Consider the following 26,741-nt stretch of genomic DNA (forward strand, 5'->3'; position numbering starts at 1 on the left):
GAAGAGTAGAGAAAGGTGCGAATGTGAAGCTCACATGAAAACCCCGGGGGATTCGCACCTTGAAAGTAGTAAAAACAAGGACTTTTGATGCCTTTTGGCAACAATAAGCTGGAAAAAGATTGAATTCGTTGGTGAGAACACATAGAATAGTAGTGTAAAAACGTAGTTTTGTGACGTGTAGTAACGTACTATACTTGTTTTTCGCTGTCGCACTCCGTATGGAGTGCGTGGATTGAAATGTGGACTTATGTGATTAACTTTGATCTACTTATCGCTGCTAATGCAATCAACAGAAAGCTCAACTCAATTTCCTCTAGTATAATTAAACTGGGTAGTCATGCTGCCAATAGATTCGGAGTTTCGAAGATTAGAAGTTTTGAAGATGTTATCCATATATCAACCGATGAGGAGTGTCAGGACATGTCCATACATCACATAGGTCAAAAGGTTACTTTTGCCGATATCAAAACGAGGTTGCCTCACGAAAGCTGGATGTATACACAGAATGAAGCACATGATGGTGAACTTGATGCCGAGGAAGTATGGCTGCATTCAGGTGATCTTCATATCAATGAGCTGTTGCTGGATGAGGGGCCTTTTTTAATTATGGTGGAGGGAAATCTGATCGTTGATCGTTATATTGGAAACACAGGATCCGACGCGGCCGCTTCTAACCTGGTTGTGCTTGGTGATCTTACAACGCCTTATATGCTCGTGGGAGGGCAGGAAATATATATTACAGGTAATCTTTATGTGGAGGATATGTTCTGGGGAGATTACAACCATGGAGAATTGACGGTGAGAGGCAACGTAGAAGGTGGGCTGCTAGTAAGTACAGAGCAATATCGAATTCAGGTTCAAGGACAGCGGAAAGTGAAGCGTCAGCTTGAAGATTGGGAGGATCTCGGACCATGGCAAGGCTTTGACATGCTGGAGTTATTTGTTCCTGAGTGTGTCATTGACGAAGATACAGAAGAGCCGTTTCCATGGCGAGAAGAGATGATCAAGAGGCTGGAGCAGGGACAGCCTATCATTAAACGAAAGTATATTTATGCCGCAGAACTAGCGCCAGATGTACCGGATTGGTTCGAAGATCATCGGTTCACCGCTGAGAACATTGAGCGTCTTACTCACCCTTCATTATTACCTGTAAGAGAGGAGGGGGAGTTGCTGAACAGCTATGAGTTTTGGGTGGATGGACAGTTTTGCCGAGGTTCTGTCTACGGGGATGAGTATACGGAGGGCTATTTCCGGAGTCTGTATTTTCAAGATGACCAAGACTGTGCATTGTTGCTCAAAATAGAGCCAGCAGACCAAGCTTCAGGCTCTTCTAATGAACTTGCCGAGCAAGCGGGCACTCCTGTCTGGATGATCTCAGGCGCATATCGTTATGTGAACAGTGAGAACTCCGAATGGAGCGTATTTACGGAAGACTCACCTCCGGATATTCAGCAGTTAAGCAACCGTGGATGGGATACCTTGTTGCGGTCCGTATCGAATTACCAGTATGTCCGTACCTTAATTTCGCCGCAACGTATTCGTGATTTATTAGCGTTGCCTATCGTGGAGCCGTATGACGATTATTATGATGATGACCGGCATGGGTTGTGGATTGAAGACTTCTACTTTGCATTTCGACAAGCAGGTCAAATGTATAATGATGTTCCCAAGCCAGCTATGCTGCGTATTGGTAGAGAGTATACGGATACCCAAGGGGAGACGAAGGTCGAGAAATACTTCTATACGCTACACCAGCATGCGGACGGCACGGAAATTGTGTTAATTGAATACTCGGCTCAGGAGCAAGAGGATGAGGAAGAGCCGTTGTTGCTTGAACTTCATTATGTAGGTGGTCCCCAATTACTACATGCCGTTCAATTGCTGGAACGTGGGCGCAAAGAGCTGATGCAAGCGAATCAGGATTTGCTGGATGGGGAACCGCCCTATGCTGTTGAATCCTTTGCGAAGCGATATTGGAAATCCAAAGGATACCTGAAATAAAAGAGCTACACTATAAAATAGGACGCCCAGACAGGATATTGCACCTGACCGAGCGTCTTTGTCTGCTCGTTTTTATAGAAGATTAGAGCAAAGTGCAATCAACGAAGCGGTATAATTGAATGTATGTGAGACAATTTTCTTCGTTTTCTTCCGGTAAATTGTCGGGGCGGAACCAACTTTCAGATAAGCATTATATTCTCTGCCAGCTTCACTGATCTGGGTAGCTCACTTTGGTCGCACTCCGTATGGAGTGTGCGGATTGAAATTTTCCGAAACTCCCACCATTTCCAGGCATTTGCCGGTTACACTCTGTATAGAGCTCGCCGATTGAAATATGTGAACTTAAGTAAGTTGTTAAAAAATAAAAAAAGGTGCTCGTCTGAGCACCTACACACTGGTATAATTTAAAATGTACAGCCAATTTGTGGTGGGTATAGACAGTCCTCCGGTAAGGAGGTGTTGTCTATGAATTTCTCTTTTTCAGATGTAATCATGTTCGCAACGTTAATTATTGCGCTCCTGACATACATTGATCGAAAAAAGAAATAACCCGCCATAGGTTGGAGGCCTAGCGGGTTATTTCTTCACCTTACGAAACACACTTGGAGGATTATCCATCGCAAATGCTGTACAGGAGTAGCCATTGGCCTGGCTACTCTTATTTTTCCTTACTTTCATTTTATTAAACATTCATGCGACATACAACCCATGTATACATATTTTTATTCTTTAACTTTAACAACGAAGCGCAATAGTCCAATATTGATGGATATGAAAACGGGGAGCCTCACTACTCTGCGAATCACTTTTTTCATGTTCTTACCAACGGACTCAGAAAGGTGGTGACGAACAAACCATGAATAACGAGCAAACCAAATCACTTATCGATACGATCTCTTTGGAAGAGTACGTGCAAAAGGGGAAATTGCCGCAATGTTTACCAGCAGATGCTCAGATCACACTGGAGCAGGCTAAGGCGCAGGCGGATGAGGTGTGGAGTGTGGAGAAGGAAAAACTCGAAGTGTTCAGCTTTGATTACAAAGGGTGCACGGTAAATATGACATTCCAGATGGACGGGACGTACTTGTTCGATAGTATAGATGTTTGGGGCGAAGTAGGAAACAGCGGTGGAGTAGCAACAGAAAAAGAGTTAGAGTCAAATTCAGATTTAGATTCAGGTCCAGGTACTTCAAAGTTAGCTACATTGGAGACAGTAGAAAGCATTCAACAATTTGCGGAAAAAGTGGGAATGAAGCTGGAATGGTTTGAAATGGGAGATGAGCGAGTGTGCCTGATGCCCAGCGCGGTGACGTTACACTATTTGAAGCAGCAAAAAAATAGCTGGAAGCTGGTTAAAATAGCTGGAGCTTATCGAAGTGTGGGGGAAGTTAGGAGCAGCTTGAGCAGTATAGCTGATGCGATGAACTAGTCTCGGATGAGCGCTAACGATCACAGGAGAGCTTATTTGGTTAGTTTATGACCTTTTCCAATTCTAACGATCACCCCAGACGTTATTTGGAAGAAATACAGCAGAAAACGTCGAAAAACAGGGTGTTTGAAACGAATAAGGTTTCTGGTGATCGTTAGAATTCTATGAAGCAAAAAATCAGGCAAATAGCGTCTCCTGTGATCGTTAGAATTAGAATGCAATGTCAGACAATTCAAGCTAAAAAACCAAGGCTTGAGTGCACAAACACTCAAGCCTTGGTTGAAGTTACTGCTGCGGCGCATACCGCCCCATGATCAGTACGTGATATGCCTGCAATTTTCCACAATTTCTGCGGGTTCTTATGCAATACACTTCACAACCATCGCATAATCCATACTTCTCTCATCGTGCTATGCCAGCCATGTCAAACTTGCTCAGCCTACGCTTCTTTCACCTTAAAGAACGAGATGAGTTCTTGTAGCTGCTCAGATACTTCAGATAATTCGTCTGATGCGCTGACGATCGCAGCCATGGAAGTTTCCTGTTCGGCGATGGAGTTCTCAATGAGTTTACTGCTACTAGCCGCCTTGCTGACACTTGCAGACAACTCGTCTGCCGTCGCGGACATTTCTTGTGTACTTGCCGAGATTTCCTCGGTAGAGCTCGAGATATCCTGAATCTGGTTCGCAACTTTGTTGGTAGCCGTCAAGATATCTTCGAAGAAAACTCCCGTTTCCCGCGTAACGTTGAGGCCTTTTTGCACTTCTTCCGAACCTCGTTCCATCGCGTCTGCCGATTGTCCGATATCCCGCTGAATCTCATCGATCAACGCACGAATCTGGGTTGCAGATTCTTGGGATTGTTCAGCGAGTTTACGCACTTCTCCAGCCACGACCGCGAAGCCCCGGCCTTCCTCTCCAACGCGTGCTGCTTCGATGGAAGCATTCAGGGCGAGCAGGTTGGTTTGACCAGCGATATCCGTAATGATACCGACAATGCTGCTAATTTCATTGGAACGGTTCTCCAGAGATTGAATCGACGCATAGGTATTCTGGACCGCGCTTGAGATCAGCCCCATCTGATCGATAACCTGCTGCATAATTTCATGTCCGTTACTCGAGCGTTGCTCCATGCTGAGCGCTTCATCGGCTACTTCGGCCGAGCTTCCGGCAATGTTCTGCACTACGGTAGACATCTCGGTCATGGCGCGTGCACTTTCCACAGTTGCTTTGTCCTGAGAGACGAGGCCTGTAGAGATTTCACGGATGTTGGTGCTGATTGATTGAATATTATCGTTGTTTTTCGCCGAAATATCCAGCAGTTCTCTGGACGAGTTCGAGAGATGGCGAGATGTATTTTTGACTTTGAACAGAGTGGTATTGAAACGCTCAATCATCGTATTGAACTTTTCGTTAATGACTCCGAGATCATCGCGTCCTGTCTGAATCGTGACGTCCAGGTTACCTGTGCTTACTTCCTCAATGCCTTTCATGAGGTCACGAATCGGGCGCATGGTTTTCTTCAGCATAATAAATTGCAGTACCATGAACAGAATCAGGAAACCGACCAGGTACATCAGGCCGTACATCAGTAATTTATTCAGCCCTTTGGGAACGGCACTTGCATCAACATCAAAGTACAGCGCTGCGTAGATGGAACCATCTGCCTTTTTGATTGGATACATCAGTGTTGTCCATGTACCGAAATCATCGGTGTAAAAATCACTAAACGCAGGTCCGCCGGTTGCATTCATATCATTGATACCATGTTCAATCTGTTTGGATAACGGATATTTCGTACCTGGCAGATACTTATCTTTCTCAAATGCTTCAACCAGACTGGTTGGAATCGCATAAATCGGAGAACCATTCTCGGCGTCTAGCTGTGAACCGAAAATGTAAGCTTGCGCGATATTGGGATTAAAAGTATGGATGGAATCCAGATAATCCCGCAGTTTACTCTGATATGTATCGGAATAACTCTTCTCGGATGTGGCTTGTTCAACCTGACTTGTGTCCAGATCCTCAGACCATTTCAAAGTTGTAATCTCAGCTTGATCTTGCAGTTGCTTGATTAATATACTTTTTTGCAACTGATAAGCTGCAGTGATCAGAATAATTCCAATCAGAGCGATACTCCCGAATGAAATAATCAGATTTTTGGCGAAAAATGGCATGGTACTCCAGCGAAGCTTTTTAAACAAGGTCATTCACTCCTCCTGTAAAATTAAAAAGGACTTCACCTGGACGTCGTATACGCTACATATTGAGTTGTATTTGTGATGGACTGACATTTTCAATTACGATGAAATTTTCAATGTCTCTACAGATAAGAAGACTATAGTTGCTAATAATATTGGGTTTGCTCTTCACGTATATGAACTCCAGGTAAGTTCTACTCATCAGTTATATCGTTATTTCGACATATTAATGTTAGATTTCCCAAGTAAAATAGGACTTATGGACTGGAACTTTTGGATTATCTTCGTGTTTTACGTAACAATTGTCATATTGTTACGAGCATTCTTTCATGATTTGAATTAGAAACTCTTCATTTCCTAAACGAAGAGTTATCTGCACTTTTAGGACATATGGCAGATCATCCTGACTGTGGATCTCCCAGCCCCATACATCTTTTGACACAATTACGGAGAATGCGTAAAAGACTAGTTAATATTTTAAAATAAATGTGATAAAAGTCACAGTTAGATTATAAAAAATGTGTATACCACCGCCGATAAGTCTGTATGTGAAATCTCTAAGCAGAACCCAATCTGCCAGAGATCGAGACAATTTAATTGTGAAAAGGGTGGCGCACACACATGCGTAGCATGAGCATTGGTACTAAAATCAGTTTGATTGTGATCGGTATTTTCATTTTGTTCTCCTCGGCCGTAGCAGTCAGCGTCGTTATGGAGATGAGAGGTGGCATTAAGACATTCGCTACGGAAAAGGTAAAACGGGACCTTGAGATGGCAAATCATATCTTGTCATACAAATATCCAGGAGACTGGGCCATTAAAGATGGGCAGTTATACAAAGGCGATGCATCGCTGGAAGAAAATTTTGATCTGGTGGATGAAATCGGCAACGCGTCAGGAGATACCGTGACCATTTTTCGCGGAGATGAACGAATTGCTACGAATGTCATGATTGACGGGAAACGCGCCATAGGCACGAAGGTGTCCGAACAGGTGGCACAGACCGTTTTGCAGAAGGGCGAAAAGTATTTCGGGGAAGCTATTGTTGTCGGACAGAAGACTCAAACCGCTTATGAACCCATTAAAAACGCATCAGGAGAGATCATCGGTATTTTCTATGTGGGTGCTTCCCAATCATTAATTGATGTGATTATCTCTTCATTTCTTCAAACCTTTCTGATCGTCGTAGGTATTGCGATGCTGATTGCCATTGTGTTGATCGTTTGGTACGTCCGCAGGGTGAGATCCAGAATTAATCGGGTATCTCTTGCCATTAAACGTGCAGGAACGGGAGACTTCACACAGCCCGTGGTCGATCATGTCAGAGACGAGATTGGTATGTTAAGTGCAGGTTACAATGAGATGAGAAGCAGTTTGCAGGGCATTATTCAAGGCGGGCTAGCCGCAGCGGATAAAGCAGGTCATTCCACGGGACTGCTACTACAGATCGCGGACCAGACCGCAAGTGTGTCAGAACGGATTGCTGTCTCTGTCGAACAGGTGGCACGCGGTGCTAAAAGTCAGACTATAAGTACGGAAGAAAATTTGCAAGCGATGGAAGAGGTAGCCATCGGCGTGCAGCGTATAGCAGATAGAGCCTCCAGCATTGCAGATGCCGCAGTGTACTCACGGGAGCAAGCGGATACTGGGGGACAGGCGGTACAGCTAAAGGTGGAACAGATGGCAGCCATTGAAGCTTCTGTTAGTGCAACGGATGAAGTGATTCGTATGCTGGAGGAGAAGTCTGCTCAGATCGGTCAGATGGTATCTGCTATTCATGAAATTGCAGGCCAGACGAATCTGCTCGCGCTTAATGCTTCCATCGAGACTGCAAGAGCGGGAGAGCAAGGTAGAGGTTTTGCCGTTGTATCTACCGAAGTGCGGAAGCTGGCTGAACAGGCTGGGCAATCGTCGAGCCAGATTGAAGCGCTTGTCGGAGCGATGGAACAGGACATGTTGCATTCTTTGGCAGCGATGGCCAAAGTGAAGCAAGAAGTAAGTGAAGGTTTGCGACTTACACGAGAAACCGAACAGAGCTTTACCCAGATTCGGGATACGAACCTGCGTATTGCAACAGAGATCGAAGATATGGCGGCGACCAGTGAAGAGATGTCGGCAGGCGTAGAGCAGATTGTGGCATCGGTGAACGAGATTGCACGTCATGCACAGACAGCAAGCGTGAATTCTCAGCATGCCGCGGGGTCTGCACAAGAGCAACTCAAGTCTGTGGAGCAGATCAAGGAGTCCGCAGCGATGTTGTCTGACGTTTCGGCAGAACTGCAAGCATCCCTGAACCCTTTCAAGATATAACATGTAGAGGATCGCACGCAGGCAGTGGTTTTTGCAATTCGAAACGGTTATGTAAAATAAGCATACAGATGTAGGACTACAAATAAAATAGAAATAGGCCCTGTACCGTTCAAGCGGTTCAGGGCCTTCTGCTTTTGTCGGATAGGTTGCTGTCTTTTCGTGGTTAACGTTCGGTCTTGTAATCCGTGTGATCCGTGTGTTCGGATGGATCTACCGTACGCGCAGGACGTGAGTGAGCTTTGGTACTTTCATTGCTCGTTTGCTGAGGTGAGTAGAAGTTAATGATGTCGTCAACCGTGGAAAATACAACATGTTCACTGGATTTATAATGATCTGTTGGAATAAAAACCTCTTTTCTGTGATGGATATAAGTGTAAGGAAGGTGTTTATACGGATAATCCGATGACAGAATAACCTTTCAATCGCTGTTATCTCCAGATTTTTTTGATTCCCTTTTCCAAAAGGGAAAATCCGGTGATAAGTGTATGCTTCCGATGTAGCTTTCTTTCAGAAAGCTTTTAGGCGAGCGCTTCGCTTTTCCAGTTTTTTTCTGTCCTCTCCGTTTGTATAAACAAAAAGTCCAAACTTATATAGGGATTGGTGTTAACAAACAACGAAAGTAAGTGCCAGTGGGCATAAATAAAGGGCTGCCGGAGGCAGCCCTCGTATCAATTACAGTTTAGTAACGTTCTCCGCTTGTGGTCCACGGTTACCTTGAGTTACTTCGAACTCTACACGCTGACCTTCGTCCAACGTTTTGTAACCATCACCTTGAATGGCGCTGAAGTGAACGAATACGTCTGTTCCTTCTTCAGTTTCGATGAAGCCAAATCCTTTGTCTGCGTTGAACCATTTTACTGTACCTGTTTGCATGTGATTCCTCCAAAAATAATAAGTTTTGTACGACCATTGGTATGAGCTGCATTCAATAATTAATGCTCATACGGTGGTTAGACCGTAGACGTTCTGTCCACTAATGTATCGACCTATATCATCATAACACGCGTACCAATATAAGTCAATTTTTGAATGTATTTTCTAAAAAAAAGAACACTCCTAGAAGCGAAATCCCTTGTCAGACGGGAGAAAACACTTCATCAACATCTCATATTCCTCTTCTAAAAGAAAGCGATTACATATGTTTATTTTTATTGTATATTATGTTGGAAACCTTGCGCTTTATGATAACGGTTAAAGACCGTGCATATTCGTTTGTTAGAGAAAAAGGGAGGAATCATATCATGTACCGGGTTCTGCTCGTGGATGATGAAGAAGATGTTCGTGAAGGATTGGTTGTCGAGGTGGATTGGGAGGCACTGGATCTGCGTATTGTGGGTCTGGCCGAGAATGGCCGTGAGGCTCTGGAGATGGCGGAGCGGGTAGAGCCTGACATCGTGATTACCGACATCAGCATGCCATTTATGGATGGATTGGAGCTGGCACGAAGATTAAGAGAGCGGAATCGACTAGTGAAGGTCGTTATTCTAACGGGATATGATGAATTTGATTACGCTCGGCAGGCGGTATCGCTTAGCGTAGATGAATATTTGCTGAAACCCTTCTCGGCCGGGCATCTTACCGAACTGCTCACCAGATTGCGTGCCCAGATGGAGGAGGAGATTGCGGAACGTGAGGACGTACAGCTGTTGCGAGAACACTATCGTACCAGCTTGCCTTTATTACAGGCGGATTTGATTGCGACGTTGCTGCATCGCCAGAAATCTTCATCATATATATTAAGCCGGGCAAGCCAGTGCGGACTGGAACTGGGAGGTAAACGTTATGGTGTATCCATCCTTACACTGCATCCGACCGAAGATCCCGAATTGAAGCTGTTTGCAGCGCTGAATATTGCGGCAGAGGTATGGGCGGATCACAAGGCAGGCTATGCCTTTATGCATCAGGAGACGGTTGTATTGCTCTACGTGGAACCGTTGGACGGAAGAGAAGTGAAAGCGGAAGACCTGCAGCAGCAAGCACTGGAAAATGTGGTGCGAAGCATCCGTCACTATTTACGTGTGCCTGTAACGATTGGATCGAGCCGACTTGTGGACACCCTTCCCGATGTGAAGCATGCCTATGAGGATGCGTTGCTGGCGCTGGATTACCGGCTTGTGCCAGGAACGGATTCCTTGATCTACATTGCGGACGTGGAGCGGCAGGCTGCAGGAAAGCTGCGTTTTGATGAATTGAAACAACAGACATTAACCCGCTGTTTGAAAGCGGGAACGCAGGCAGAGCTGGAGCAAGGGCTGCAGACCATTTTCCGGGAAATTACGGTGGAACATGGCCGCAGTGATATTCAGTTGTATTTGATCGAGGTATTAACTACGGTTTGGAAGGCCGCACAGGCTTCGGGTGAAGAGATGGAGGATATATTCGGTGCCGGATTCCAGCTGTATACGGATATGTTTCGACTTCCAGGTCTGTCCGAGGCACAGCATAAGGTGAGTGAAGTCTGTCTGCTCGTACAACAGCGAATCTCCAGCGGGCGCCAGCATGTGTATAAAGATATTGTGGAGCAGGCACTCACGTTTACGAAGAAACATTATGCCGATCCGGATCTGTCTATTCAGAAGGTATGCGCGCATCTACATATCAGCTCCGGTTATTTTTGCAGTATTTTCAAAAAAGAAGTACAGCTCACCTTCCTGCAATATCTGATGCAGATTCGAATGGATGAAGCAAGAGAATTGCTTCGCTCCACGGAGCTGAAGTCGTTTCAGATTGCCGAGAAGGTGGGCTTTGCCGAGCCGAATTATTTCAGTTTTTGTTTTAAAAAGCATACTGGCGTCTCCCCCAAAGAGTATCGGAAACAGGCTGCTTCGGCTCCTGAAGGTTCCCTTCAATGAGCTGGAGCACGTTAACTACACGAATCAAGTCTATTGTGATGAATCTTCGCTTGGTTGTACGTTCGTCCAAGTTCAGCAGTATTCGTTCTATTATTACGTGGTCTTTCTCCATCTTCATTGTACTGGTACTCACCATTATGGCCATATTACTGCATGACAAATTCACCCAGGCTGCTGAGCGAAGTGCAGAACTGTCGACCAGACAGATTGTGGATCAGGTCAGTTATAACCTGGAGGATTACGTGCGCAGCATGTCCCATCTGTACCGTGCCATTGAGGAACATATGCTGCGGGACGGTACATGGGAAGGGGAGCAGGTGGACAAACAGCTGGATACCTTACTCAGCAGCCGGGAAGATATCATCTCCATTACACTGCTCGACGCCGATGGACAGTTGCTCAAGAACAGACCGGCTGCCGAGCTGAAGAGCAGTGCTCATGTCACTCAACAAGGATGGTTTCAATCGGCCCTGCGTGTACCTAATCATCTGAGCTTTTCCTTGCCTCATATTCAAAATATGTATGCTGGACCCTATCAATGGGTCGTTTCCATGAGCAAGGGCATCACCATCAAACAGCAAGGTCAGGAGAAGCAAGTGATCCTGCTGGTCGATATCAATTTTAAACAAATGGACGAACTGAGCAGCCGGGTTAGCCTGGGGCAGCGGGGTTACGTCTATATTATTGATGAGAGTGCGGGCAACATTGTGTATCATCCACAGCAGCAACTGATGTATATGGGACTGAAAAAAGAAAATATTGAGCAGGCCCTAGTGGCTGCGGGGAGTTACGAAGATGAAGCGGATGGGCAGAAAAGGCTGAATACCGTAAAGTCGGTGGCGAATATCGGCTGGAAAATTGTCGGTGTGGCGTATCTGGACGAAATCATGACGACACGGCAGGAAGTGAACGGTTACCTGATTCGTGTGCTGGTCATTGTACTGGTGCTTGTCATTGTGGTATCCCTGTTTCTCTCTTCGAGTCTGACACGTCCAATCCGGCTGATGGAGAGAAAGATGAAGGCGGTGGAGCGAGGGGATTTCAACGTGGAGCTGCCCATAACGGGACCGCTTGAGGTCGAGCGTCTGGCGCGTAGGTTCAATCTGATGGTGAACAAAATCCGTAACCTCATGGATGAGATCATTCATGAACAGGAGCAAAAACGCCGTCTGGAGCTGGAGGCGCTGCAAGCCCAGATTAATCCGCATTTTCTGTATAACACACTGAATTCGGTTGTGCGCATGGTTGGCATGAGCCGTAATGACGAAGTCATCACGATGATTACGTCGCTTTCCCGGTTATTTCGCATCAGTCTCAGTCAGGGTAAAACGATCATTACCGTCCGCGAAGAATTGGAACATGCCCGTCATTACCTGACTATTCAGCAGATGCGTTTCAAACACAAGTTCACTTTCATTATTCATGCGGATGAGCAGGTACTGGACTGCCTGACACTGAAGCTGATTTTACAGCCGCTCATCGAAAATGCCATCGTGCACGGTATCGAGTATCACATGGACGAGGGCCGTATCGAGGTGGATGTGCAGCGTGAAGAGCAGATTCTGGTATTCCGCATTACAGATAACGGTGTAGGTATGTCGGAGGAACAGATGGCGGGATTGCTCAGCGGCCGTCCGGTGGTGAAGAGCGGGGCGGGCTCCGGTGTCGCTGTGCGCAATGTGCATGATCGCATCCGGCACTATTATGGCGAGGGATATGGTCTTGAATTCGCAAGTGAGCTGGAGGAAGGCACAACGGTATGGATTCGGATTCCTGTTCAGGAAGAACAGAAGGAGGACGGGATGAATGATGGACGGTAGCGAAACCAGCAGCAAAATGAATAACCAGAACAAGAGCACACGCCGTGTATTGGCAAAAAAAAGCCAGGCCACTCTTCCCGGTTCCCCGGGATTATGGTCATTCAAAGCCTTGTGCCAGGCAGCCGCAGTCTGCTGCCTGCTAATCTGTGCCGCCTGCGGCATGGCAGGGGCGGATCAACCGGCATCGTCGCAGCGCATTGCGCTCATTACGCCTGCGGGCACCGGAGAGCTCGCCGAAGCGATCCGCCTGGGGGCTGAGGCAGCCGCCAAAGAGAGCGGCGCACAGCTCATCACCGTTGAAGCGTATCCCGTGGATTCCGCTTCACACACGTCACCTAATGCGGACTATGCGATAAGTCCGCCATCTGTGGGCACACCCGCCGCAGCGAATCGGGATTTTACCCGCAGTGAGCGTGAACAGGCACAGGTCCAGGCAGCCGCACTCGCGTTGAAACAAGGGGCAGCCGCACTGCTGGTTGATCCATTAAGTGAAGATGTGCTTGGCGATATCATTCGGGAGGCAGAGACGGTGAGAACGGATGGAGGTATCGTACCTGTTGTTGTGCTCAACGATGAGTTTCCCGTCAAAGGCATCACCAGCGTCATCTCCATGGATAATCTCGAGGCTGGACGTCAGGCCGGACAGGCCATGGCCGAATTACTGGAAGGCCAGGGTCATATTGCTTTAGTAGGCCCGGACCCGCTGAGTGCAGGTCTTGTTCTGCGAGAAGAGGGGATTGAGGAAGAGTTACAGAACTACCCGGACATCGACATTATTCCGAAATCGGTATGCAACAGCCGGGATGCATGCTGGCAAACAGTCAAACAGCTGCTGGATCAGCATGAGTTGGCCGGAATCATTGCCCTGCAAGAGCCGGCTTCGCTCGGGGCAGCAGATGAACTGCATCGTCGCAAGGATGGAAGTCAGATTAGCATTGTTGGATTCGGTAGCGAACAACAGCAGTTAGAGCAGTTGCAGGAAGGTGTGTTCCAACGACTGATCGTGCAGAACGGTTACAGTGCTGGCTACCTGGGGCTTAATCAGGCACTTGCCAAACTGAAGCGGGAGCATGTTCAGGCCCGAGTTATTTTGGAAACCAAGGTCGTTAGCACAGAAAATATGTTCTGGATGGATAACCAGAAGCTGTTATTTCCGTTTGTGCAATGAGGATTAGATCATAGCACTCATTATAAAAGGGATTTATATAAGTTGAACTGTTTATTTTACACATTAACGGAGAGGACAGAAAAAAACTGGAAAAGCGAAGCGCTCGCCTTTATAACCGGATTTATCCCTATGGAAGAGGGAATCGAAAAATCTGGGGATAACAGTGATTGGAAGTTTATTCTGTCATCGGAGTGGACCGTGTAAAAACTTTTAGTTCAACTTATATAGAATAGATGAATTGATGAGGATTTCGATAAAACAGATGAAGATATTGTATTCGAAAATAATGTAAACCCTTTCATAATAAAGGCATCGGTAAAGCCGAATGAACTTGGGGGAGGTCATGAAGAATGAAAAAGAAAACATGGATGACATTGTTGCTTACGGTGTGTATGGCTGTGGCGGCAGGATGCAGCAACGGGGGAGACAGCGCCGGTGGGAACGGAACTGCCGGTACGGACAGTGGCGCGAAGGCGGAAGCCGGAACGCAAACGGAGAACCCGAAAATCGGTGTGGCCATCTATAAGTTTGACGATACGTTTATGACGGGAGTACGAAACGCGATGACTGCGGCAGCGGAGGGCGTAGCTGCCCTTGATATTGTAGACAGTCAGAATGCACAGCCGACACAGAATGAGAAGGTCGACCTGTTTGTATCCAAGAAATACAATGCCATGGCGGTGAATCCGGTAGACCGAACCGCAGCAGGTGTCATTATCGACAAGGCCAAAGCGGCTAATATTCCGGTGGTATTCCTGAATCGGGAGCCTGTAGCGGAGGACATGAATAAGTGGGATAAAGTGTACTATGTCGGTGCAAAAGCGGAAGAGTCTGGTACAATCTCCGGTCAGTTGATCGTGGATTACTGGAAAGCACATCCGGAAGCTGACAAAAACGGCGATGGCAAGCTGCAATATGTCATGCTGAAAGGTGAACCGGGTCATCAGGATGCCGAGCTGCGCACCAAATATTCCGTTCAAGCCATTCAGGATGCCGGTATTGAAGTTGAAGCACTGGCCGAAGATACGGCAATGTGGGATCGGGTCAAAGGCCAGGAGAAAATGCAGGCATTCCTTGCTTCGCATGGCGACAAAATTGAAGCGGTACTGGCGAACAATGATGACATGGCACTTGGTGCGATTGAAGCATTGAAAGCAGCGGGTTACTTCAAGGATGGCAAAACAATGCCTGTCGTAGGCGTGGATGCTACAGCCCCTGCGATTCAGGCGTTGCAGGATGGTACCATGCTGGGCACCGTGCTGAATGATGCCAAAAATCAGGGAGCGGCAACGGTTGCACTGGCGGCTGTTCTTGCCAAAGGCGAGACACCAACCAAAGAAAATACCAAATTTGATATTACAGACGGGAAATATGTCTGGATCGCTTACAAAAAAATTACGAAAGACAACATTGCCGACGCCCAATAATAGCAGCAGAGAGGGACGTATGTCATCTTGGCAACGTCCTTTTTTTGCCGGTCAGATGAAAGGGGAAGATAGAAGATGCAATCACCTTATCTGCTGGAGATGAACGGGATTTCCAAAGCATTCCCCGGCGTGCAGGCACTCAGCGAAGTTACACTGAAGGTGAAGCCGGGAACCGTTCATGCGTTGATGGGCGAGAATGGGGCGGGAAAGTCGACCTTGATGAAATGTTTGTTTGGGATGTATCGTCCCGATGCAGGCACAGTGCGCATCGAAGGCAAGGATGTAGAAATACCGAATTCGAAGGCTGCATTGCAGCATGGTATATCCATGATTCATCAGGAGTTGAATCCGGTCCCGCACCGTCCGGTGATGGAAAACATATGGCTGGGACGATTCCCGATGAAGGGTTTTCTGGTTGATGAGAAACGGATGTATGCCGATACGCTGGCACTCTTTCAGGATTTGAACTTGGATATTGATCCGAAGGCACTTGCTGGAACGTTGTCTGTGTCCAAAATTCAATCGATGGAGATTGCCAAAGCGGTATCGTTCCACTCTAAAGTGATTGTGATGGATGAACCGACCTCATCCCTTACAGGTAAAGAAGTGGAGCAATTGTTTACGATGATCAATAAGCTGCGAAGCCGCGGCGTGTCCATCATCTATATCTCACACAAGATGGAGGAAATTTTAACGATTTCGGATGAAGTGACCATTATGCGAGATGGGATTGTTGTAGGCACCTGGGATGCTGCGGATCTGACGACAGACCTGATCATTACACGTATGGTTGGACGTGATTTAAGTGAACGATTCCCGGCAAGGCTTAATGTTCCTGGTGAAGTCATTCTTCAAGCAGAGGGGCTGACGTCGAACCAGACGAATTCGTTCCGGGATGTTTCGTTTCATCTGCGCAGAGGCGAAGTACTGGGCATTGGCGGTTTGGTTGGTGCGCAGCGGACGGAACTGATGGAATCCTTGTTTGGACTGCGTGGACTGGCTTCGGGTACCATTACCATTCACGGCCGCAAGGTGAAGATTAACTCCCCCGCTGCCGCCAAGCGTCATAACATAGCACTATTGACCGAAGAGCGACGAGTGACCGGGATATTCCCCGTGTTATCCGTCTATGAAAATACGATTATTGCAAGCCTTGGTCGTTACCAAAATCGTCTGGGTTTGCTGGACGAGAAGAAGGGACGCGAAGAGGCGCGGGAACAGACGCAAAAGTTCAAAACCAAAACGCCTTCAGTTAACACGCTGATTCGAAACCTGTCTGGAGGCAATCAGCAAAAAGTACTGCTGGCTCGCTGGCTCTTGACTGACCCGGAGATTCTGTTGCTGGATGAGCCAACGCGCGGAATTGATGTCGGAGCCAAGTTCGAAATCTATACGATTATTACGGAATTGGCTCGGCAAGGCAAAAGCATTATCATGATCAGCTCAGAGATGCCTGAACTGTTAGGGATGTCGGATCGCATTATGGTCATGAGCGAAGGACGCCTCACCGGCATTGTGGACGGAGCCGAGGCAACGGAGCAGCATATTATGAGGCTGGCCGCGCAACAGCGGATGGCTGGTCAGGAGGAACACAAATGAATACAACCCTTGTTCATCAAGTGAAGCAATATGTGGCTCAGCGTGCGATTTTTATTGTGCTGATCCTGCTTGTTATCGGTATCGCCATTGCTGATCCGAACTTTCTCGCTTTTTCCACGCTGAGAGATATTTTGCAACAATCCTCCACTCGGGCGATTATCGCGCTGGGTGCGGCTTTCATTCTCGTGACGGGAGGCGTCGATCTGTCGGCTGGACGCGTGGTTGGTCTGACAGCAGTGGTATCGGCATCGATGTTACAGATTGATACGTATGCCAATCGTTTTTTCCCGGATCTGCCGCAATTATGGGTGGGCTTGCCGATCGTAATCGGCATCGTAGCGGGGTTGCTTGTTGGTTTGGTGAATGGCCTTATTGTTGCCAAGCTGCATGTACCCCCTTTTATTGCTACACTGGGTACGATGGTCGCTGTCTATGGTCTGAACTCGATCTATTTCGATACAGAACCAAACCAGTCGCAGCCCATCGGAGGACTCAGACCGGATTTCACGACAATAGGATCAGGTTATATTGATCTCGGTGGAGGGTATTCGATCCCCTACATCGTGCTGATTGCCATTGGAGTTGCACTGATCTGCTGGGTTGTTTTCAACAAAACCCGTCTGGGTAAAAATATGTATGCCATCGGCGGAAACATCCAGGCCGCTCACGTATCTGGTATTCATGTCGCACGAAACCTGATTGCGCTGTATGCGATTGCTGGGGCGCTTTACGGACTGGGCGGTGTATTGGAAGCGGCTCGTACCGGTGGAGCAACGAACAACTACGGTAACATGTATGAACTGGATGCCATTGCTGCATGTGTTGTTGGCGGGGTATCTACGGCTGGCGGAATTGGAACGGTACCTGGTGTGATGGCAGGCGTGCTCATCTTTGGCGTCATTAACTATGGTCTCACCTTTATCGGGGTAAGTCCTTACTGGCAACTGATTATTAAAGGATTGATTATTGTTGCGGCTGTAGCGTTCGATATTCGCAAATACATGGTTAAGAAATAATAGGATCTCCTCTTATTTTTCCAGAACGATTTACCCAATATGGAAAAACAACAAAGAAGCCAGCCCTCATCCATCGAGAGCTGGCTTTGAATACTTTATGATGAATTTTGCGTTGCGTAATACGTGCAGCAATATTAATGTGCACATTTTAACATTGCAATGCATTCATATGTCCTATTGTTTTTGAAAATTATACATTCTTGCGAATTTTAACAGCTTCCAATAATCGACAACATCGGCTAATCATAATCGATATAATATTTGTGTATATGTTTGAAAGTGTGACTTTTGTCTAAGGGGGCGAGGCTATTTGCTAAGTTACACAATGAAGATGGTAATTTTCCCAATAGGTTGTCTGCTTGTCATTGTATCCTCTACTTTACTGGGACAAGCATCGCATCCAACCTTGATGATTGTCACAGGGATTCTGCTAATGATCAGTATATGGGCGGAACGGCGTTATCCATTTTTAACATGGATTCAATGGTTGATTCTTGGTGCATTTCATTATTTCAGTCAACTAAACTGGTGTAATATGCTCTATTATATGCTCATCATTTCAATGATTCAGAACAAGCAGAGAATTGTACACACCTTACCGATTTCAATGCTGCTTATGCTCCAGTATACGATTATCCGCTTGTCATATGTCCCGATAGAACCATACAGTTTGCTCGTGTCATTATTTGATTTGCTGACCGCGGTATTGGTTATTTGGCTATATCATACTTTAATGAACAGTGAATCCGAAAAAAGGAAACTTCGGGAAAAAAATCGGTTTCTTACCCTGCATGATCCGCTTACGGGATTGTTAAATTATGAAGGATACATGGAGGTGCTTCATAAGACGTTGGAGGAAGAACGATCCTTCCTCTTGATTCTTTTGAATGTCAATAATTTCAGCGGTTACAAAAAAGGATCAGATGATCCCTGGTGTGCAGTCATTACGGGCATCGGAAAAAAGATCACGAACCAGTTTCCCGAAGCTTATGGGATATCGAGGTACGCGGGTGACAGGTTTGCCATTGTGATGCCACAAATACCCTATATCGAAGAACGGATATCTTCCTTGCTGTCTAACCAGCTACAGGGATTACAAGTAAGTTATAGCCTATCGCGTTATCCGAGGTCATCACAGACCTTGCAGCAATTCATGACCATTGCGGAAGATCAACTGATCGAGCAACAGCGTAGTCAGTGGATTAAAAATGAAGAGGAAGTGTTTCGTTCCGAAAGACTGCGGGCTGTAGGTGAGCTTGCTGCAGGAATGGCCCATGAGATCCGTAACCCACTCACCGCAATCCGAGGTTTTTTGCAACTGTCACGTGGGCAATCCTTCAATATCGCACCGTGGTATGAAGTGATTATGAGTGAGGTCACAAGAGTCACCGATTTGACAGGAGAGTTTTTACAATTTTCCAAACCTCAAGCCAATCATATGAAACCGGAGAAGCTGGCACATTGTCTGGAGCGGGTGATGTCTTTGACCGAATCGGATGCGGCTTCCAGAGGACATCGGATTACCCTTCATATGCGGGATGAGTCGGTTTGTGTGAACATGGATCGGGATAAAATTGTACAAGTTCTAATCAATCTGATTCGTAATGCTTTTGAAGCGATGTCAGACCCCGGAGAGGTACATATGGATATGATACAGGAAGGGGAGAACGTGTTGATCTCCATAGCGGATACGGGTAGCGGGATTCCTGAGCGTTCGTTAACCGCGATTTTCAACCCGTTTTTTACGACAAAGGAGGAAGGAACGGGATTGGGTCTTGCGCTTTGTCAAAAAATTGCTCAGGATCATAACGGTAAGATTACCGTTCACAGTGAAATGGGGGAAGGTTCCACGTTCACATTGTGTTTGCCTGTGGAGTCGGGCGAATAGTCAGTATTATATGCCAGACCAGCGCAAAAAGGGGGAATAAAGCGTGCTGCGTTCTTTAGCAGTATGGAATAAACAAGGGCTATCCTACGAACTTCATCGGTCATTGATTACGATCAATCATCGATGGAGTTCCGGGATGCCCTTATTTGCGCGAAACGGATTTATAATGTTGTATCTTGAGACGTACTTCCGGGTCTGGGAGAAGGGGAGATCGACAACCTGCGCCACAACCATTCGACTGGACCTAGTGGATATTTGCGTAGCCAGAGGTGTGAGAAAAGCATTAGTAAGAGACATATACCAAGCCACATGAGCAAAATAAACAGAGAAGACGGGCGGCCGCCCAGACCGAGTCCCCATCCATAGAAGAGCGCAGAGGCGATGATATTCTGTACAATATAACAACTCAGCGCCATCTTGCCAATTTCACCGAAACGCTGGAACAGCTTGGGGAAAAGACCTTTTTCCAATCCATAGGCAATGATTCCGAGATAACCAAGGGTAAGTACTGGCGCGCTGATATAACGTACCCAAATATCCATAACTCCACCGGGAACGAGCAACAGCAGATTCAGAGGGATACCTGCCGCAAGTCCGGTAATCATCAGTTTACGGCGCTTACGGCGTCCTGACTCGTCGTTAGAAAATACACCTGTTCGCATGAGCAGTGCCCCTAATAGAAAGAGGAAAACATTCAGTGGGATGATAGCTATCGATTCTGCACGGAAAAAACCGAAATTATTCAGCCGGAACATCGCTTGTTCCCACCACGTTCCAGAAGCGTACAGATGAGTAATGGCATCCATACCGTTGAAGGATGAACCGGATTCGAATGCCAGCAAGGCTGTAATTCCCGTAACGCCGATCACATGTATGCTTCCTGCAATCACCATCATCGTTAGCATAAAGCGCTTGGAGCGATGAATGATCAGGGAAACAATAATGCCAGTAATGGCATAACTCATCAACACGTCATACTCCATTACGAAAATATAATGCAATAGTCCGTCCAGCAGCAGAAGTGCACATGACCAGATATAGACACCAGGCCATGCATAGCCTTCACGAGCTGCTTTTTGGCGTTTCAATTCCATGCCGGCTCCAAATAGCAAAGTGAGCATACCTAGAAATTTCCCATTCACCAAGATGAGCATGATGGTCTGCACCAGACGATCTCCTGAACTCCACCACGGCTCAAGCGCGTTGCCGAATACAAGGTTCAAATCACCAAGGTAAGCAAAAATCCAGATGTTGGTTCCCAAGGTTCCAATAATCGCAAACCCCCGAAGAATGTCGAGTAGGGCAATTCGTTTCATGAAGTCCTCCTTTTTTTGATACATATGAATTAAAAACAATATAACACAGGTGTACTAAAAAGAACTATTAAATTTTAAGGGACATCATGATCATGGGGAAGTGGTCATGTTGAGATTCGCAATTTGTGTTTCTTAATTTGGAAAATATGGTAATATATAATTAATGCAGTATAGTCTCAGAGACCGCCTAATATATCTGATGTATTCCCATTTTTAATGAAAGAGGAGGCACCTGTGTGATTAAAAAACAATCTCTCAACCTTACAACGATGAAGTGGAAAACGATCGTAGCTGCTTTTCTGGCAGTGATGCTATTTGTGATGTCGGTTGTCCCAGCTCTTGCAGCTTCTCCAGGAAAAACCGTAAATGCTTCAGCCAAACTAGCTTATAACCTCAAAGGACTCAAGTTTAACCGAGTTGTTCAGAAGGCTTATATAGCAGACAAGTACGTATATGTAACGCAACGTGTAGGCACGACATGTCAACTATCCAGACTGCTGATTAAAGGCAATAATGCCGAATACGTAGATCATATGACGATTACGAACAGCGGGCATTGCCAGACGCTGGATATGTATACGTACAACGGAGCGAATTATTTTTATTTTAGCTCCAAAGCGGATTCATCATCTGATAATGTCTGGTCACTTCAGGTAGCGAGACTTCAATACTCCGCTGGTAAAACCGTAGACTACACCGATCTTCATCGGTTTACTTATATGAACTATGCGAACAAAAATGGTTCAAAACAGGGAACAACGTACCGAGTGGATGGCGGTGGCAACAGTAACTACACCGTGTTCCGAATTCAAACGAGGGAAAACGGAAAGTCAAACACGGATAAGGTGGTCTGGTCTGTGTATGATACGGCTGCATTAAACAGGTTGCTTGATCAGAACAAGCAGGTCCGCATGGACAGCTCTGCGGCAATTAAAGCAGCAGTGTCCAGTTTCACGCAGTCGGGCAGCGGAATTATTCGGCCAAATGGGTCATTCCAAGGGGTAGACTTGCTTGGTAAGACTCAAATATTTACATCCGGCGGGGCGGAAGGAGATACTCCTCAGATTGCTAAAATCTCAAGTTCAGGCGTGTATCAGTCTCTTGTAAAAATAACGAATGTCGGGAAACATGAGATCGAGGGTGTACAAAACAAGAACGGGAACGTTTATTTTCTGATTGTGACCGATCCAGGAAATAAACAGAATGGGCAGAAAATTTACTACGTTCCAGATAGCGTATTTTAAGAAAGATTTGGTTGGCCTCTGAGAACTACACTGCGATATCCATCTATGGAATTTTATAAAGAGTGTTTTAGTCGTCTTCCTTGCTCTGAAGGTGTAGAGCAAAGAAGGCGGCTTTTTTGATTTTATGGAAGATTTGACCTGCTCGTTACAGTTGTGCTACATTGTTATTAACTATTTGTTAATAACAAAATGTTAATAACAGAATGAGGTGTATGAATCATGTCTCATGGAGACAAAGCGCTTGACCCAGTCAACATTAGCGAAGAAGAGTTCCTAAAAACCTATGATGCCGGAGATTACGAACGTCCCTCGGTTACTGTGGATATGCTCGTATTTACGATCCGAAGCGGAGAGCAGGAAAATTACCGAAAGCTGGCGGAACCGGAACTTGGTTTGCTACTGATTCGCAGGGGAGGTCACCCCTATCTGGGACAGTGGGCACTGCCAGGGGGATTTGTCTCCATGCATGAATCATTGGAGGATGCTGCAAGGCGGGAACTACAGACGGAGACAGGACTAGATGATATTTACCTGGAACAGCTGTATACATGGGGAGATGTAGGGCGCGATCCACGTACAAGGGTCATTAGTTGCTCTTACATGGCTCTGGTGGATAGCAGTGAGCTGGAGCTTCAGGCGGGTGATGATGCCAGCGACGCCAGCTGGTTCCGGGTGGAACAGAAGCTCATCGAAGAGAAACGTCATATTCATGAACGCGGCCGGGTGACAGAGCGCCGAATACAACTTGTTTTGAGCAATGAAACAGAACAGTTGTCGGCCATTGTAGATACCAAAGAGCAAGTAGAAGGGCGAGTGCGAAACAGTAAATTGAAGCTAGTAGATGTTCAAGGGATCGCATTCGACCATGCCCAAATTATTCATTACGCGCTGGAGCGATTACGTTCCAAAATTGAATATACGGATATCGCGTTTAATCTGATGCCTGAGAAATTTACGTTAACGGCGTTGCAGAAAGTGTATGAGATTATTAGCGGCAAAAAACTGCTGGCAGCTGCATTTCGGCGCAAAATGGCAGACTGGGTGACCCCGACGGGTGAATATGCAAGCAGTGCGGGACATCGCCCATCCCGGTTGTACCGATTAGATCCGGAGAGGGAAGCATTGTAGTTGGAGTTAGTCATGAGTAGAAATGGTTCAATCAGAAGGATGTAGGCAATCGTTTGGAATGGAACGAAGTATGGGGTACGAGGTGATATGAATGGAAAAGTTTACGTTTTTCTGGCGGACAGAATCGCCGTTCTCCCAGTGGTTTAAGGCTGATTTCACGGTGAACGGGGTTCAGTATACAAGTGCAGAGCAATATATGATGCATCAGAAAGCACTGCTCTTTGGCGATCAACAGATTGCGGATAAAATTATGAAGACTCGTTCGGCTTCGGTTCAAAAAAAGCTGGGCCGCGAGGTCTCAGGTTTTGACCAGACGACATGGGAAAGCGAGTGCCAGCGCATTGTCTATGAAGGCAATCAGGCAAAATTTACGCAGAACGAGGATTTGCTGGCGGCTTTGCTTGCCACCCGAGGCACAACCCTCGTGGAAGCAAGTCCAGATGATCGGATCTGGGGTGTGGGGCTGGCGGAGGAAGATACGCGTATTCGCAACCGAAAAACATGGCGAGGAACGAACTGGCTAGGTGAGATTCTTACTCGTCTGAGAGAAGAGATAGGAAGGGATAGACATGAGCAACTTCGATAAACAAAATAGACACAACAAAATTAATAATTTAAATAATAAGACTACGGGGTCTCGTCATTCTAATACATCAACAGATGACACTGGCGTTAGTTCGCGTTCCGGACGCTCGCGTATAGCGCATCAGACGTTGGACATTCTGGAAGAGGGCGTGTACGTAAACGGATATGATCGTGCTGTTCATATCAAGAAAGACATGGAGCAAGCCATTCAGAGTTCAGTTCTCTATCGGCCCTCAGCGCTTTCTCAACTAGGGGAGCAGCTACGAAATGGAGTACGCATAGAAGAGAAGGCAAGCTCGGCAGGAAACCAACAAGAAGATTCCGAGTCTATGGCGTCCCAAGGGAACCCGGCTCAGATAGAAGTAACCAGTGAAACGACGCTTGCAGCAGCAGCGCGTCTGACCCTGGAGGAAGGCAGAACGGAAGTCGTTTGTTTAAATTTTGCATCGGCAAAAAATCCGGGCGGTGGTTTCCTTGGTGGGAGTCAGGCTCAGGAGGAAAGCCTGGCACGGGCAACAGGGCTGTATCCATGCATTGCCCAGATGACAGAGATGTATGAGTACAATCGCAAGCAGCATACTTGCCTCTATTCAGACCATATGATCTATTCTACTGATGTTCCCGTGATTCGGGACGACCGTGACCGATTGCTGGATCAATATTACACAGCCTCCTTTATCACCGCTCCGGCGGTAAATGCAGGTGTGGTCAAAGAGCGGAAGGAAGCAACAGATGCAGAGATCAAGTCGGTCATGAAGCAACGCATTCGATATATATTGGAGGTTGCTGCTGTACAAGGTCATAGAACCATCGTACTTGGAGCCTTTGGCTGTGGTGTATTCCGGAATGAACCGGCACAGGTAGCATCGTATTTTGCCGAAGTCTTGCATGAAGAAGGATACAGGAACTACTTTGATCACATCGTATTTGCTATTTATGACCGGAGTGCAGGACAGCAAACGTTGGAGACCTTCAAGCGTCTTTTAGCATCAGGGTGAGCACGGGAAGTCGAAAAGTACGGACGTCATGTAATAGAACGGACGTTATTGTAACGCCTGATGTGCAGAGCGAAAAAATAAACAGGAAGTTTGTAGTCTCAATAGTGAGATGTGATCGGGCAAGGAAGAGAAAGGGGAACTAACATGCAATTTCATGAACGACAGCAGGATTTGTTTGAACTGGAGCAACAATACGCACTGGCACACTGCATATCCGCCGATGCGCGAATGGGTAAAGGAATCGCGGTGCAATTCAGAGAGCGGTTTGATTTACAGACTCTTCAGGAGCAGGCGAAGCTGGAGCCGCTGGAGATTGGGCGATGTTATCCGGTTGGACGGACGCTGAATCTTGTGACCAAAGCCAAATTTTCGAACAAACCTACGTATTCATCATTAACCCAGGCGGTTGAGTCCATGAGGGATGTCTGCTTGGAGCAAGGAATTACTGAGCTGGCTATGCCTCGAATTGGTTGCGGGTTGGACAGATTGAAGTGGGAGAAGGTCAGCGTAATTATTCAGAATACGTTTGCGGAGATGGATATCGAGATCGTTGTATGTACTGTATGATCGAGTACACTCGGTATGTTGTATCTAAAATAAAAAACCTCAGCTGGGTAAGGAAGCGCGCGAGATACAGGGAGTAACACTATCACGAAGTCTGATCCCTGTATTCATTAAGCCTGGAGCATGATTCATATGCTCTGCGCTCTCGCAAACGCGCTTCCATTACCGAAGCGAGGTTTTTTGTTGTTTTTATGAATAGGCGAAGCTGGGTTTATTTTTTGGAAAACATCTCTTTTGCTTCATCCATAGCCATCTTGTTCCCAATGGAAGAATAATCAAGCCAAGGCTGTGCCCCGATCGGGTACACATGACCTGCTTTGACAGCTTTCAGTCCCTGCCAGATTGGGTTGTTTTGCAGCTCTTTGAACATCGTTTGTGCTTCATCGTCGGAGTTGACCACGACAAAGATGGCATCGGCATCATAGTCTGGCAACACTTCGCGGGATACAACCTGATACGGCTTGGAGGTATCCATGTCTTTAATGCCTTTGGCTGGATTCAGTCCGAGATCATCGTACAAAATAGGGCCCATAGGACGGCGTGTGCTGAATACACGTAATTCCTTAGCTGTGACACGAATGGCCATGACGGTGCCGACACCGATCTGATCATGAATTAGCGATTTAACTTCTTTTGTTTCTGTCTCGTAGTCCTGAATATATTGCTCCGCTTCCTTCTCGCGATTCACCAGTTTGCCAATCTCTTTCAGGTGATCCCGCCATGTGCCATCGTCCAGATTGAACACATGTACAGGTGCGATTTTTTCGAATTTGGCCACATCGTCACCGGAAAACTCCTCATCGAGATAGATCACATCCGGTTTAAGCGCAAGCAGGGCTTCCATATCCGGGTCTTTGACGGGGCCAAGTGGTGTCGTATCTTTCAGGCGATCAGCCACATGGGACAGGAAGCCTTTCGCTTCACCGCCGATGACAGAACCGACAGGCGTGATCCCGAGGGAAAGCAAATCATTGGTCAGGTGGATGGACATGGAAGCGATACGTGGTTCACCCGAAGCTGTGCTGCTATTTGAAGGGTCGGCGGAGGTACTTGTGTTAGCATTGGTGTTTGAATCGTTTGCGCCCGATGTGGACGTCTTGGCTGTCCCGCAGGCTGCAAGTACCAGCACCAAACTGATCGTCAGCAAAAGCATAAGATTTTTCTTCAACATAATTTTCGTTCTCCTTGAACATCTC

General features: G+C 46.7%; 19 protein-coding genes. 15 read left to right on the forward strand and 4 right to left on the reverse strand.

The annotated features are described in order from the left end of the window. Nucleotides 1-420: 420 nt before the first annotated feature. The gene (locus tag EC604_RS04865) at nt 421-2,001 is read left to right on the forward strand and encodes a hypothetical protein (protein WP_123063067.1); all 1,581 of its coding nucleotides are present in this window, start codon (nt 421-423) and stop codon (nt 1,999-2,001) included. An 856-nt stretch (nt 2,002-2,857) separates the two neighbouring features. Next, a complete protein-coding gene (locus EC604_RS04870) occupies nt 2,858-3,430 on the forward strand; it encodes a hypothetical protein (protein ID WP_123063068.1) in 573 nt (190 codons plus the stop codon). Between the two features lie 439 nt (nt 3,431-3,869). Here EC604_RS04870 and EC604_RS04875 read toward each other — a convergent pair whose 3' ends face one another. Then, nucleotides 3,870-5,639 carry a methyl-accepting chemotaxis protein gene (locus EC604_RS04875; RefSeq protein ID WP_240036661.1) on the reverse strand — a complete coding sequence of 590 codons (1,770 nt, stop codon included), beginning with the start codon at nt 5,637-5,639 and terminating at the stop codon, nt 3,870-3,872. A 612-nt stretch (nt 5,640-6,251) separates the two neighbouring features. Between EC604_RS04875 and EC604_RS04880 the strand changes: the two genes are divergently transcribed. Further along, nucleotides 6,252-7,940 carry a methyl-accepting chemotaxis protein gene (locus EC604_RS04880; RefSeq protein ID WP_123063069.1) on the forward strand — a complete coding sequence of 563 codons (1,689 nt, stop codon included), beginning with the start codon at nt 6,252-6,254 and terminating at the stop codon, nt 7,938-7,940. A 672-nt stretch (nt 7,941-8,612) separates the two neighbouring features. Here the strand turns inward: EC604_RS04880 and EC604_RS04885 are convergent. Then, a complete protein-coding gene (locus EC604_RS04885; protein ID WP_090917732.1) occupies nt 8,613-8,813 on the reverse strand; it encodes a cold-shock protein in 201 nt (66 codons plus the stop codon). 368 nt (nt 8,814-9,181) lie between these two features. Here EC604_RS04885 and EC604_RS04890 point away from each other — a divergent pair, with 368 nt between their 5' ends. The 7 genes from EC604_RS04890 (at nt 9,182) to EC604_RS04920 (ending at nt 19,710) form a co-directional block, all read left to right on the forward strand. Further along, on the forward strand, nt 9,182-10,792 hold the full coding sequence (locus EC604_RS04890) for a response regulator (RefSeq protein WP_123063070.1): 1,611 nt from the start codon (nt 9,182-9,184) through the stop codon (nt 10,790-10,792). A gap of 38 nt (nt 10,793-10,830) precedes the next feature. Next, nucleotides 10,831-12,612 carry a cache domain-containing sensor histidine kinase gene (locus EC604_RS04895; protein ID WP_429350989.1) on the forward strand — a complete coding sequence of 594 codons (1,782 nt, stop codon included), beginning with the start codon at nt 10,831-10,833 and terminating at the stop codon, nt 12,610-12,612. After that, nucleotides 12,599-13,780 carry a substrate-binding domain-containing protein gene (locus EC604_RS04900; protein WP_123063072.1) on the forward strand — a complete coding sequence of 394 codons (1,182 nt, stop codon included), beginning with the start codon at nt 12,599-12,601 and terminating at the stop codon, nt 13,778-13,780. Before EC604_RS04895 ends, EC604_RS04900 begins: the two co-directional genes overlap by 14 nt. Nucleotides 13,781-14,130: 350 nt before the next feature. Continuing rightward, the gene (locus EC604_RS04905) at nt 14,131-15,207 is read left to right on the forward strand and encodes a galactose ABC transporter substrate-binding protein (protein WP_123063073.1); all 1,077 of its coding nucleotides are present in this window, start codon (nt 14,131-14,133) and stop codon (nt 15,205-15,207) included. A 75-nt stretch (nt 15,208-15,282) separates the two neighbouring features. After that, a complete protein-coding gene (locus EC604_RS04910; RefSeq protein WP_123063074.1) occupies nt 15,283-16,806 on the forward strand; it encodes a sugar ABC transporter ATP-binding protein in 1,524 nt (507 codons plus the stop codon). Then, entirely contained in the window at nt 16,803-17,822 is a 1,020-nt protein-coding gene (gene mglC / locus EC604_RS04915; RefSeq protein ID WP_123063075.1) for a galactose/methyl galactoside ABC transporter permease MglC, read from the forward strand. Before EC604_RS04910 ends, mglC begins: the two co-directional genes overlap by 4 nt. Nucleotides 17,823-18,147: 325 nt before the next feature. Continuing rightward, nucleotides 18,148-19,710 carry an ATP-binding protein gene (locus EC604_RS04920; protein ID WP_240036662.1) on the forward strand — a complete coding sequence of 521 codons (1,563 nt, stop codon included), beginning with the start codon at nt 18,148-18,150 and terminating at the stop codon, nt 19,708-19,710. 161 nt (nt 19,711-19,871) lie between these two features. On the opposite strand, the gene EC604_RS04925 is transcribed toward EC604_RS04920, so the two are convergent. Further along, nucleotides 19,872-21,026 (reverse strand): DUF418 domain-containing protein, encoded by a 1,155-nt coding sequence (locus EC604_RS04925; protein WP_123063076.1) that lies wholly within the window; start codon nt 21,024-21,026, stop codon nt 19,872-19,874. Nucleotides 21,027-21,295: 269 nt separating this feature from the next. On the opposite strand from EC604_RS04925, the gene EC604_RS04930 reads away from it, so the two are divergent. From EC604_RS04930 to EC604_RS04950, 5 genes are all read left to right on the forward strand, one after another. After that, nucleotides 21,296-22,270, forward strand: a complete 975-nt coding sequence (locus EC604_RS04930) for a helveticin J family class III bacteriocin (RefSeq protein ID WP_123063401.1) — start codon at nt 21,296-21,298, stop codon at nt 22,268-22,270. Between the two features lie 219 nt (nt 22,271-22,489). Continuing rightward, a complete protein-coding gene (locus EC604_RS04935; protein WP_123063077.1) occupies nt 22,490-23,398 on the forward strand; it encodes an NUDIX hydrolase in 909 nt (302 codons plus the stop codon). A gap of 91 nt (nt 23,399-23,489) precedes the next feature. Continuing rightward, nucleotides 23,490-23,984, forward strand: a complete 495-nt coding sequence (locus EC604_RS04940; RefSeq protein WP_123063078.1) for an NADAR family protein — start codon at nt 23,490-23,492, stop codon at nt 23,982-23,984. Beyond that, nucleotides 23,968-24,981, forward strand: coding sequence for a TIGR02452 family protein (locus EC604_RS04945; protein WP_123063079.1), 1,014 nt, complete (start codon nt 23,968-23,970; stop codon nt 24,979-24,981). Before EC604_RS04940 ends, EC604_RS04945 begins: the two co-directional genes overlap by 17 nt. A 144-nt stretch (nt 24,982-25,125) precedes the next feature. Then, the gene (locus EC604_RS04950; protein ID WP_123063080.1) at nt 25,126-25,548 is read left to right on the forward strand and encodes a macro domain-containing protein; all 423 of its coding nucleotides are present in this window, start codon (nt 25,126-25,128) and stop codon (nt 25,546-25,548) included. 208 nt (nt 25,549-25,756) lie between these two features. Here the strand turns inward: EC604_RS04950 and EC604_RS04955 are convergent, their stop codons facing one another. Further along, complete coding sequence (locus EC604_RS04955) at nt 25,757-26,713, reverse strand: iron-hydroxamate ABC transporter substrate-binding protein (protein ID WP_123063402.1); 957 nt, start codon at nt 26,711-26,713, stop codon at nt 25,757-25,759. Between the last annotated feature and the right edge of the window lie 28 nt (nt 26,714-26,741).

Origin of the sequence: Paenibacillus amylolyticus, from assembly GCF_003719335.1 — a bacterium.
In the GTDB taxonomy this organism is placed as follows: Bacteria; Bacillota; Bacilli; order Paenibacillales; family Paenibacillaceae; genus Paenibacillus; species Paenibacillus amylolyticus_D.